Raw genomic sequence first — 11,043 nt, 5'->3', positions numbered from 1 at the left:
GGGCGAGGACTCCGGACGGGGCACGGGTACGGGTCAGACGGCGGCGGCCTGTTCCGCCATGCGGCGGCGCAGGCTCGCGGGGCGCAGATCGGTCCAGATCTCGTCGATGTGCGCCAGGCACGCCTCACGGGTGCCCTCGGTGCCTTCCGCGTACCAGCCGGCCGGGAGATCGCGGTCGGTCCACCAGACCGAGTACTGCTCCTCGTCGTTGCGGACGACGCGGAACTCGGCCGGTGCGGAGTGCTCTTCGGACATGGGTGTCTCCTCGGTGGAAGGGGTGGTGGCGTGGACCGGGCGGCCAGACGCGCCCGGCGGGGCGGTGCGTACGGTGCCGGTGGGCCGGTGGGCCGGTGTGGTGCGGGTCGGCCGGGCCCGGGTCCGGGTCCGGCCGACGCGGCCGGCCGGACGCCGTCGGCGGCGGATGACCGGGCGGACGGCGTCAGACGGAGGTGGTGAGCCGGGGCTCCCAGAGATGGGAGACGGCACCGAAGTGCCGGGTGACCCAGGCGTCGGAGTAGACGGTGTCGAGATAGCGGTCGCCGCCGTCCGGGAAGACCAGCACACAGCTGGAGCCCGCCGGGATCCGGTCGGCGAACCGCTCCAGGGCCGCGACGACCGCGCCAGAGGAGGCACCGGCGAGGACCGCCTCACGCCGCACCAGTCGGCGGCAGGCCACGACGGCGTCGAGGTCGGGGACGTGGACCACCTCGTCGGCCAGGGTCGGATCGGCCAGTGGCGGGCGGATCGCGGCGCCGTGACCGGGCAGCAGCCGGGGTCCCGGAGGGATGCCGAAGATGGCGCTCCCGGCCGCGTCCACGCCCACCACCGTGGTGGACAGGCCGCGTTCACGGATGTACTCGGCACAGCCCCGCAGCGTCCCGAACGTGCTGACCGCGCAGAACAGGTAGTCGATCCGGCCGCCCAGGGCGTCGTCGATCTCCGCCATGGTGCGGTGGTGCGCCAACGGGTTGAGCGGATTGCTGTACTGGTCGGGCCAGTAGGCGTGGGGGACCGTCGCGGTCAGCTCCCGTACCCGGCTGAGCCGGGCGGGCAGGAACTCACCGGTCTGCGGGTCGGGTTCGGTGACCACCTCCACCTCGGCCCGGTAGGCGCGCAGGAGGGCGATGTTCCGCGCGGTGGTCCTGGCGTCGACCACACAGCGGAAGCGGAGCCCGAAGCTCCGGCAGAGCTGGGCGAGTCCCACCCCGAGGTTGCCGGAGCTGGACTCGACCACCACCGACCGCCCCGGGACCAGCTCGCCCGTGGCGACCTTGTCGGCGAGGAGCCGCAGCGCGGTCCGGTCCTTGATGCTGCCGCCGGGGTTGAAGTGCTCCATCTTGGCGTGGACCCGGGACCCGAGGTCCGGCAGCAGCCGGTCCAGGAGGACCAGAGGAGTGTTGCCTATGGTCTCGTGCAGCCCTTGGGCCGGGCCGCGGTGTCCGCGCCTCATGAGCGTCCGGTCTCCCCGGGCAGGAAGCCGCCGACCGGGAGGCCGAGCCCCTTGGCCGAGGCTTCCGCGTACACCCGGGCCGCCAGCGCGATATCGAGGACACCGAGACCGAACGGGGAGTAGACCAGGGTCCGCGCGGGGTCGCGGGTGAAGGAGCCGGGGTCCCGCAGCACCCGCCCGATCTCGGCGTCGATGAACTCCCTGCCCCCGGTCTCCCGCTCGGTGAGATGGATGGAGGTCCGCTCCCGGCTGACGTGGTCGGCGTCATCCACCACGTTCTGGGCGGCGAGGATGGCCGCGGGGTACAGATCGCGCAGGGAGACATGGAGGACCGTGGAGCCGGTGGGGAGCGGGCCCAGATCGAGATGGGGCTCGCCCGCGGTGGTGGCCAGCGACACCAGACGGTGCGCGGCGAGGGCCTCGGCGGCGGTGTCCGCGACGGTGACCCGCAGACCGAGCAGGCCGGTGGCGCGCGCGGCGAAGGCGGCGGCCCGGTCCGGGTCCTGGTCGTACACCGTGGCCTCGCGCAGCGGGGGCAGCTCGGACCGGAGGAAGCGCAGCACCTCCAGGTTGATGACCCCGCAGCCGATCAGGGCCGCGCCGTGGGTGTCGGCCTCCGCGGTGAACAGCCGTGCGGCGAGGGCCGCGCTGGCCGCCGTCCGCCGGGCGGAGATGACCGAGCCCTCGATCAGGGCCTGGGGGCGCCCGGTGGCCGGGTCGTTGAGGATGATCGCCGCGCTGGCGCGCTCCAGGCCCGCCTCCAGATTCCCGGGGAAGGAGGCGATCCACTTCATTCCCACGGACGGCGTCGCCCCGCCGACGAAGGCGGGCAGCCCGATGATCCGGTCCCGGGGGGCGTCGGGGAAGCGCAGGAACAGGGAGTGCGGCAGCGCGGTGAGACCCTCGTCATGGGCCGCGTAGGTCTGTCGCACCACATCGGTGACCAGGCGTTCCTGCCCGTCGAGAACGGTTCTCACATCGGCGTGACGCAGAATCAGCATGGAGTCGCATCCTTATGCTCGAAGTTCTCCGGGCACCGGTCACCACCGGACGGAGAGACGATGACGCAGTTCGATCCGGCGGGGATCCGGCGGGCCAGGCTCAGCAGCGCCGCCGCCCCGGCCCCGGCCGCCGTGTCGGCCAGCAGCCCCTCGCGGTGCAGCAGCCGCCCGCGCATCCGGGCGGCGTCCTCGGGGCGCACCCGCACCACCTCGTCGACGCCGAACGGGACCGTGAGCGGGCCGCACGGCAGGGACGCCGGGGCCCTGACGACCCCGACGACGGTGGTGGCCAGCCCCTGGGTCCGCGCGTACTCGGCGCAGCCGCCCAGCGTGCGGGGGTGGTCCAGCTCGCACAGGACCAGGTCCACCCGGCCCTCCAGCGCCTCGGCGATCTCCCGCATGAGGGCGCTGTCCCCGCTGGTAACCCCGGTGCCCCCGGTCCCGCGGGGGCCCGCGCCGGAGCTCGGACAGAGCGCGCGGGGGTCGGTGGCGAGGAGGTGCGCGAGCCGTCCGTGGGCGGTGCCCGGGGCGAGGACCTCGAAGTCCGCCCCGTAGGCCGTGAGCAGCGAGCGGTAGGGCTCCGGCGCCCCCTTCAGCAGCGCGAGGAACGCGATGCCGTAGTAGCGGCACACCTGGGCGAGGGAGACCGCGCGTTCGGGGGAGCAGATCTCCACGGCGAGCGAACTGCCCGGGACGGCGGCGCCGCGCTGGAGCGCCGTCCGTACGAGGGAGAGGGCCGTACGGTCCTCGATGCTCCCGCCGGGGTTGTGGCGCTCCAGTTTGACGTAGATACGGGACTGGAACCCCGCGATGAGGCCGGTGGTCTCCAACAGCGGGGTGTCGCCGATGGTGGAGACGATTCCGGGGTACACGACCTGGGTCACTCCGTCACTCCCTCTCTGGCTCGCAGGATCAAAGGTGCGAGGGGCGCCTATCGGTCAGCTACTGAGCATCTATACGCGTATGTCGTCCGGATTCCGGACGCTGTGGTGGCGGCCGTGCGGGACGTCGTGGTGGGGGACGTGCCGGACGTCGTGGGGGCGGCGGCGCCGGACGATTCGGGCCGGGTCGAGGCGGGTTGAGGCGGGTTGAGTCCGGCCTCGTCCCGCCTCTCAGCCGGACATCGCCACGAGGACCCGGCGGCCGCCCGTGAACGGCCTGCGCCCGTGCGCGAGCAGGACGTTGTCGATCAGCAGCAGGTCGCCCTCGCGCCAGTCGATGTCCACGGCGTTCGCCAGCCCGCGGTCGCGGATCTGTTCGACGTACGCGGCGGGGATGGGGCCGCCGTCGGCGAAGGTCACCGACTGCGGCAGCTCGCCGGGCGGGAGGATCGCCGCCAGCTGGGCCGCGGTGTCGTCGCCGAGCCCGGCCGGGTGCCACTGGTCCGCCTGGTTGAACCAGACCTCCGTGCCGTTGAGCGGATGGCGGACCGTCGCCGGGCGGAGCTGGCTGACCCGCAGTCCGCCGTCGGCCTTCCAGGACCAGTCGGCCCCGGTGCCCGACAGGAAGGCGTCGACCTCGTCGCGGTCCTCCGTCTCGAAGGTGGCCTGCCAGCTCTTGCCCAGGCCATGGCCGTCGTGCAGGTTCTGGAGGTAGCGGACCCCGTCGCGGAACGCCTCACGCACCTCCGCGTCGAGCGAGCCGAGCCAGCGGGCGGCGTCCAGGACCGGGGTGGCGCCGCCGCTCGCCGCCGCCTTCTCGCAGTAGAACGCCAGCCGTGCGGGCCACTGGTGGGCGTAGCTCATCTCGTTGTGCATCGAGATGGTGAACTCCGGCGGGTACTCCGTCGAGGTGTACACGTTCCCGCTGACCCTGGTACGGGGTGAGTTGCCGTGCACATAGGCGAGCCGGTTCGGCAGCAGCAGATCGAGGACGCCGTCCAGCTCCCCGGGAGTGATGCCGAAGCCCCGCAGGACGATGCCCTTGCGCCGGGTCAGCAGCCGTGCCAGGCCGTCGTCCCCGGCCGCCTCGGCGAGCTGCCCGGCGAGCCGGTCCGGGCCGCCGTCCCCGTCGGCGGCGATCACCCATGGAGCCCATATGTCTGTCCGTCGATCGGCCGGGGTCTGCATGGTCGGATCCCTCATCTCCGCACGCGGGTTCACCTCAGGTCGCCACAGGCTCGGCCGGGGAGCATGCCGAAATCTATGCGGTTCCTACACCGCCGGGCGGGTCGGGAGCGAGGCCGCCCGCCCACGCGGGTCCGCGTGTCGCCGACCGGCCCGGGGACCGTTCCGGCACTCCGGTGCGGACGACGGCGGGACGGCGGTTCCGGGTCCCGCCACCGGATGCCTTCCGGCTCGGCATGCGTCATCAGCCGGAGAAGAGCTGATTTCCGACAACCTTCCCGCAGCCCTGCGGAATCTCCGGGGAGCGCGTGTGAACGTTGGCCGAGATGTCACCCCTGCCGGGGGCTGGCGCACGTGTTGAGCGAGGGGGGATGCGCGCATGCGAGAGGTCGTATTCAGCCTGCTGGGCCCGCTGGATGTGCAAGCCGACCGTAAGTCGCTCCACCTGGGCGGAGGGCGCCGCCGCACGGTCCTCGCCATGCTCCTGCTGTCGCCCGGCCGTGTGGTGTCCGTGGACACCCTCATCGACGCGGTCTGGCCCGGGGGCGCGCCCACCACGGCCCGCAACCAGATCGCCATCTGCGTCGCCGGACTGCGCAAGCTGTTCAAGGACGACGCCGACGCGGCCCATCTGATCGCGACCTCGCACCCGGGATACGTCCTCAATCCGCAGGGCCACCGCATCGACGCCGTCCTCTTCGAGGAAACCGTCCGCCAGGCCCGTGAACTGGCCCGTGGCGGCGCGACCGCCGCCGCCTGCGACGCCTACGCCGAGGCGCTGTCCCTATGGCGCGGGCGCGCCCTGGAGGGCGTCACAGGACCCCGGGTCCAGGGGGCGGCGGCCCAGCTGGAGGAGCTGCGCCTCAACGTCCACGAGGAGTACGCCGCCCTGCGGCTCCAGCTCGGCCGCCACCGCGCCCTGATCCCGGAACTGACCGCGCTGGTCCGGGAGAACCCGCTACGGGAGCAGGTCCGCGCCCATCTGATGCTCGCCCAGTACCGCTCCGGCCGCCGCGCCGAGGCCCTCGCCCTCTTCCGCGCGGGCCGCAGGCTCCTCATCGACGAACTCGGCATCGAGCCGGGACCGATCCTGACCGGGCTGCACAACCTGGTCCTGAACGACTCGCCCGAACTCACCCAGCCGCCCGTCAACCCCTCCCCGGCGCCGGTCACCGATGTCGCCGCCCAGCTTCCCAGCGCCTCCGCCTCCTTCACCGGACGGGCCAAGGAGCTCAGCGCCCTGGACCGGATGCTCGATGAGCGCCTGGGCCAGTCCCCCCTCACCATCGCCGCCATCAGCGGCATCACGGGCGTGGGCAAGACCGCCCTCGCCATCCAGTGGGCCAACCAGATCGCCGGGCGCTTCCCCGACGGCCAGCTCTTCACCGATCTGCGCGGCTACGACGAGATGGACGCGCCGGTCGCCCCCGCCATCGCCCTCGACCGCTTTCTGCGCAGCCTCGGCGTCCCCGGACCCCGGATCCCCACCGACCCGGGTGAGCTGGCCGCCCTCTACCGCAGTGTGCTGGGCGGCAAGCGCGTCCTGATCGTCCTCGACAACGCCCGCTCCTTCCGCCAGATCCAGCCACTGCTCCCCGGCAACGGCCGCTGCTGTGTCCTCATCACCGGCCGCGACCTCATGGACCAGCTGATCGGCGACTACGCCGTCCTCTCCCTCGGGCTCAACGCGATGGCCCCGCAGGAGGCCACCGGACTGCTCGCCGAGGTCGCCGGAGCCGACCGCATCGTCGGCGACCCCAGCGCCGCCGAACGCCTCGCCGTGCTGTGCGACCGGCTGCCGCTCGCCCTGCGGATCGCGGGCGCCCGCCTCGCCGCGAAACCCCACTGGTCGGTACGGAACCTGGTCACCCGGCTGGAGGACCAGCGCCGCCGACTGGATGAACTCAGCCCCGGCGAAGGCGGCGTACGGGCGGGCTTCCGGCTCAGCTACCGGGACCTGTCCCCGCGGGCACGCGAGCTCTACCGCAGGCTCGGACTGCTCAGCGTGCCCGACTTCGCCTCCTGGGTCGGGGCCGCTCTCGTCGGCGTCGACGCCGTGGACGCGGAGGACCTCATCGAGCAGCTCGTCGACACCCAGCTGCTGGAGGTCGCGCCCGCCCCGGGTCCCGCGACCCGCTACCGCTTCCAGGACCTGCTCCGGCTCTTCGCCTGGGAGCGCGCCCAGGAGGAGGAGAGCGAGGAGGAGCGCACGGCCGCGCTGGAGCGGGCCTACGGAGGCTGGCTCAGCCTCGCGGACGCCGCCCGCACCCGCACCTACGGGGGTGACCACACCGTCTCCTACGGCCGGGTCACCCCCCACCCGTTCGCCCCCGAGCTGACCGACGAACTCCTGGCCGACCCCATGGACTGGCTCGAATCCGAACGCGTCGCCCTGTGCGATGTCATCAAGCAGGCCGCGTCGGGGGAGCACACCGCCGCGTACGCCTGGGGCCTGACGGTGAACAGCACCACCCTCTTCGAGGCCCACAACTACCTCGACAACTGGGCCACCTGCGCCGAGCACGCGCTCGCCGCCGCCGTCCGTACCGGCGACACCCTCGGTGAGGCCACGATGCTCCGCTCCCAGGCCACCCTGGCGATCTACCAGCGCCACTACGAGGAGGCCGGACCCCTGCTCACCCGGGCCCTCGCCCTCTTCGACGGGTACGGCGAGATCCACGGCCGCGCCGTGACCCTGCGCAACCTGGCCCTGTGCGCCCGCTTCTCCGGTGACCTCGACGGAGCGACGCGCGACGCCCGTGAGGCCCTGACCGGGTTCCAGCGGGCGGGTGACACCGCGGGCGAGTCCCATGCCCTGGGACTGCTCGCCCAGCTGGAGCTGGAACGGGGCAATCAGACCGAGGGGATCGCGCTGTGCACGGACGCCATCGCCATGAGCCGCAAGGCCGGCAGTATCCGCGGTGAGACCCAGAACACCTACCGGCTGGCCGAGGCCCTGCTGCGCGGGGGCGATCCGGCCGCCGCCGAGGAGATCTGCGTCAAGGTCCTCGCCCTCACCCGGGAGGACGGCGACCGGCTCGGCGAGGCCCACGCGCTGCGCGGTATCGGCGAGGCCCGGTGGCGCCGGGGCGCCTGGCAGACCGCGCGGACCGCGCTCCTCGAGGCCCTTGAGGTGGCCGAGGAGGTGTCCGACCGGTTCCTCCAGGCCCGCATCGAGGCCGACCTCGGCTGTGCGCTCGCCCTGCGCGGCACGTCCGAGGCGGCCTGTCTGCTGGAGGCCGCGCGGGCGGCGTTCGAGGAACTGCGCGCGCCTGTCTGGCAGGAGCGGAGTACGAGGGTCCTGACCCGGGTGGTCACGGCCGGCGGCCCCTTGTCCCCACGCGACCTCATCGACGTCCTGGACGGCTGACACCCGCGGGGACGGCCGGAGCCGCCGGGTCGGTCGGATCGGTCGGGTCCGCCGGGAGGTCCGGTCGGTCAGGTCCAGGGCACCTCGGGCTTGAGGGGCAGCGGGTCGCCGGGGCCGCCCGGGTCGCCGGGGGCGCCGACCCCGTCCGAGGCCACCGCGTGGGGCGTCGGACCGGTCCACGGCACTTCCGGCTCCGCCTCCGTCCCGACGGCTTTTGTCGTGGCCCGGGTCCACGGCACCTCGCCCCGGCCTCTCGTCCACGGGACCTCGGGATCGGTCCCGTGCTGGACCGACGCCGTGGACATCGATCTCACCGGGCCCGGCTCCGCCGTGCACACCATCAGGGCCGAGGCCGCGGTCACGGCGGAGAGTGCTACGGCGAGAGCGGTGCCCATGCTGCGCATACCGGTTTCTCCTCATCCTGGGGCCTGGGGCCTGGGGCCTGGCGGCTCCCGCCTCTGGCCGGGGCGATGGGAAAGACGTTAGGGAGCGGCGCTGTCGACCCGATATCGCTTCGATTTCGCGGGCGCCGCCGCTCGGCACGGGCCGGTGACCGTGCCCCCCCCGTACGGGCTCCCGGCCCGGCCGCGTCCGGATCCCGGCACCGGACCGTACGGGCATCAAGAGAACTGCAAGGCCCGTGGTCCACCCTGGGGCGGGCTCAGCACCGACCATCCGGAAGAGAGACAGATCTATGCCGCGCAGCCGTGCCGACCGGAGCATCAGGAGCATCGTCGTCCTCGGTGGCGACACAGAGGGCTGGATGACCGCCGCCTACCTCGGCAAGGCGCTCCAGGGCACGGTCGACATCACGGTCCTGGACGACGCGGCCACCGCTCCCACGAGACTGGGCGTGGCCACCGTACCCAGCCTCCAGCACACGTTCTTCGACTTCCTCGGCGTCAACGAGGAGCAGTGGATGCGTGAGTGCGACGCGAGCTTCCAGATGGCGGTCCGCTTCGTCAACTGGCGCACCGAGGGACCCGGCAGCCCGCAGGCCCGGACCCTGCCCTCGCACGCGCCGGACCACTTCTACCACCCGTTCGGCCTGCTGCCCGACTACGACCAGACCCCGCTGTCCCACTACTGGTACAAGCGCGCGTACGACGGCGACACCACCGAACCCTTCGACTACGCCTGCTTCCGCGAACCCCCGCTGATGGACGCGAAGAAGTCCCCGCGCTGGCTCGACGGCCGCACCGCCACCCGCTACGCCTGGCACCTGGACACCGGTCTGCTCACCGCCTTCCTGCGCCGCTTCGCGACCACCTGCCTGGGCGTCACCCGGATCACCGGCGAACTCGACCAGGTCATCCGGCGTGACGACGGCTTCGTCTCGGCGCTGCGCACCGCGAGCGGCACGGTGCTGGAGGCGGATCTCTTCGTCGACTGCTCCGGCTCCCGTGGCCGACTCCTCAACGAGGCCATGGGAGAGCCCTTCCGTACGGTGGGTGACCAGCTGCTCTGTGACAGCGTCGTCATCGCGGACGTCCCGCACGACGACGACGTCCACGGCGTGGAGCCCTACACCTCCGCCATCGCCATGGAGGCGGGCTGGACCTGGAAGATCCCCCTGCCGGGCCGGTTCGGCACCGGCTATGTCCACTCCAGCCGCCACACCACCCGCGAGCGGGCCGCCGCCGAGCTCCTGGCCCTGTGGGACCTGGACCCGGCCGCCACCGCACTCACCCATATCCCCCTGCGGGTCGGCCGGGGCGAACGCGCCTGGGTGAGGAACGTCGTGGGCGTCGGGGCCTCCGCCTGCCTGCTGGAGCCGCTGGAGCCCACCGGCCTCCACTTCATCACCACCGCGCTGCGCCAGCTCACCCGGCACTTCCCGGACCGCTCCTACGCGCCCGCCCTCATCGACCGGTTCAACGCGGAGTTCCGGTCGATGTTCGACGAGGCCCGCGACTTCCTCCAGGCGCACTTCCACCACGCCCCGCGCGAGGACACCCCGTTCTGGCGGGCCGCCAAACGGCTCTCCCTGCCGCACGGCGTCCAGGACAAAGTCGACGCCTACCGCGCGGGCCTCCCCTTCGACGGCCCCTACACGGACGAATCCGCGTACTACGCCCCGGACGCGCCTGTCCGCTCACCGTGGACGAACGGCAGCTACTACTGCATCCTGGCGGGCCTGGGCGTCCTCCCCGACGTCCCGCTGCCCGCCCTCGCGCACCGCCCGGCCTCGGTCATCGGCGCCGAGTCCCTCTTCGCCTCGGTCAAGCGCCAGCAGCGCACCCTGCTGGACACCCTGCCCAGCACCCATGCCTATCTCCGGCTCCTCCACGCCCCCCGCTGAGGGCCCGGGGGCGCCTCGGCTGGGGGGCGATCATGGCGCCCCCGCCCCGGTGCCGTCGCAGGTGCCGCGCGTGCCGGGGAGTTCGGCGGCCATCCGCTGCCACTCCAGGGCGATCTCCGCGCCGGTGTAGGACTGCACGAGACCGCCGGGCGAGCGGGGGACGCTCACCAGCATCCGGTCCCCGGTGGTGAAGTAGCCCGCCTCCGTGCCGGGGACGGTGAACTCCGTCTCCCGGGGCCCCTTGGCCGGTTTGAGGTAGCGGTTCACGGTGAGGACCACCCGGGTCCGGTCGCCCTGGGGCTCGGTCCTGGCCACGGTCCCCTCGGCGATCACCCGGGCGCAGGCGACGGCGCCGACGGCGAGGGTGGCGGGGGGCCCGGCGCCCTCGGCCGCCGCACCGGAGGAGTCGTCGCGGAGGACGAGCGCCGTACCGACGGCGACGGCCGCGACGACACCGACCGCGAGGCCCGCCAGCAGCCGCCGCCGGGTCCGCCACCGGCTGCCGCCGCCGGGTCCGCCGGGTCCGCCGGGTCCGTCGGCGCCCTCAGGGCCGTCGGGGGCATGAGGGCCGGGGGAACCCGGGCCGCCCGAGGGCCGCCAGGTCCCGTCCGGGCGGTCATCGCCGGGTGCCGCGTCCGTGCCGTCTCCGGTCTCCTGCGTCACTCACATCACCTCGTTCGCTCGACGTCGTGCGCGCCATGGCCCCGCCGGAAGCCGTTACGTGAAGCCTCCGCCCGCGGCCCCCGGCCGAAGCCTCCGCCCCGGCGGTCGTTCCCCCAAGACCCTCGCTCCGCCGGGCCGGTTGGGCAAGCCCCCGGGTGAGCCGCTGCCGCGCGGCTCCCGGTCACCGGCCG

The 11,043-nt window shown here is 73.3% G+C and carries 9 protein-coding genes; 2 read left to right on the top strand and 7 right to left on the bottom strand.

Features of this window, described 5'->3' with window-relative positions; all coding sequences use genetic code 11:
* Positions 1 to 33: 33 nt before the first annotated feature.
* The 5 genes from ACFVIM_RS00905 to ACFVIM_RS00885 form a co-directional block, all read right to left on the bottom strand.
* Positions 34 to 255 (bottom strand): MbtH family protein, encoded by a 222-nt coding sequence (locus ACFVIM_RS00905; RefSeq protein WP_384297040.1) that lies wholly within the window; start codon positions 253 to 255, stop codon positions 34 to 36.
* Positions 256 to 439: 184 nt separating this feature from the next.
* A complete protein-coding gene (gene sbnA, locus ACFVIM_RS00900) occupies positions 440 to 1,450 on the bottom strand; it encodes a 2,3-diaminopropionate biosynthesis protein SbnA (protein ID WP_384297038.1) in 1,011 nt (336 codons plus the stop codon).
* Complete coding sequence (gene sbnB / locus ACFVIM_RS00895) at positions 1,447 to 2,451, bottom strand: 2,3-diaminopropionate biosynthesis protein SbnB (RefSeq protein ID WP_384297037.1); 1,005 nt, start codon at positions 2,449 to 2,451, stop codon at positions 1,447 to 1,449. Before sbnB ends, sbnA begins: the two co-directional genes overlap by 4 nt.
* Positions 2,445 to 3,335, bottom strand: a complete 891-nt coding sequence (locus tag ACFVIM_RS00890) for a pyridoxal-phosphate dependent enzyme (RefSeq protein WP_384297036.1) — start codon at positions 3,333 to 3,335, stop codon at positions 2,445 to 2,447. The genes sbnB and ACFVIM_RS00890 overlap by 7 nt, the downstream gene beginning before the upstream one ends.
* Before the next feature lie 228 nt (positions 3,336 to 3,563).
* Entirely contained in the window at positions 3,564 to 4,475 is a 912-nt protein-coding gene (locus ACFVIM_RS00885) for a TauD/TfdA family dioxygenase (protein ID WP_384297034.1), read from the bottom strand.
* Between the two features lie 421 nt (positions 4,476 to 4,896).
* On the opposite strand from ACFVIM_RS00885, the gene ACFVIM_RS00880 reads away from it, so the two are divergent.
* The gene (locus ACFVIM_RS00880) at positions 4,897 to 7,887 is read left to right on the top strand and encodes a BTAD domain-containing putative transcriptional regulator (protein WP_384297033.1); all 2,991 of its coding nucleotides are present in this window, start codon (positions 4,897 to 4,899) and stop codon (positions 7,885 to 7,887) included.
* Positions 7,888 to 7,955: 68 nt separating this feature from the next.
* On the opposite strand, the gene ACFVIM_RS00875 is transcribed toward ACFVIM_RS00880, so the two are convergent.
* A complete protein-coding gene (locus ACFVIM_RS00875) occupies positions 7,956 to 8,291 on the bottom strand; it encodes a hypothetical protein (protein ID WP_384297031.1) in 336 nt (111 codons plus the stop codon).
* Positions 8,292 to 8,581: 290 nt separating this feature from the next.
* Here ACFVIM_RS00875 and ACFVIM_RS00870 point away from each other — a divergent pair, with 290 nt between their 5' ends.
* Positions 8,582 to 10,189 (top strand): tryptophan halogenase family protein, encoded by a 1,608-nt coding sequence (locus ACFVIM_RS00870; RefSeq protein ID WP_384297030.1) that lies wholly within the window; start codon positions 8,582 to 8,584, stop codon positions 10,187 to 10,189.
* Between the two features lie 30 nt (positions 10,190 to 10,219).
* Here the strand turns inward: ACFVIM_RS00870 and ACFVIM_RS00865 are convergent, their stop codons facing one another.
* Positions 10,220 to 10,852, bottom strand: a complete 633-nt coding sequence (locus ACFVIM_RS00865) for a hypothetical protein (RefSeq protein ID WP_384297028.1) — start codon at positions 10,850 to 10,852, stop codon at positions 10,220 to 10,222.
* Between the last annotated feature and the right edge of the window lie 191 nt (positions 10,853 to 11,043).

The organism is Streptomyces sp. NPDC057638 (genome assembly GCF_042800315.1).
GTDB lineage: Bacteria > Actinomycetota > Actinomycetes > Streptomycetales > Streptomycetaceae > Streptomyces.
Note: the sequence above shows the minus strand (reverse complement) of the source record. Positions and strands in the feature narration are given on the sequence as shown.

Excerpts from the sequence above, each read along its gene's own strand:
- ACFVIM_RS00875 (WP_384297031.1), bottom strand. The coding sequence starts at position 8,291 with ATGCGCAGCATGGGCACCGCTCTCGCCGTAGCACTCTCCGCCGTGACC.
- ACFVIM_RS00870 (WP_384297030.1), top strand. The coding sequence starts at position 8,582 with ATGCCGCGCAGCCGTGCCGACCGGAGCATCAGGAGCATCGTCGTCCTC.
- sbnB (WP_384297037.1), bottom strand. The coding sequence starts at position 2,451 with ATGCTGATTCTGCGTCACGCCGATGTGAGAACCGTTCTCGACGGGCAG.
- ACFVIM_RS00880 (WP_384297033.1), top strand. The coding sequence starts at position 4,897 with ATGCGAGAGGTCGTATTCAGCCTGCTGGGCCCGCTGGATGTGCAAGCC.
- ACFVIM_RS00905 (WP_384297040.1), bottom strand. The coding sequence starts at position 255 with ATGTCCGAAGAGCACTCCGCACCGGCCGAGTTCCGCGTCGTCCGCAAC.
- sbnA (WP_384297038.1), bottom strand. The coding sequence starts at position 1,450 with ATGAGGCGCGGACACCGCGGCCCGGCCCAAGGGCTGCACGAGACCATA.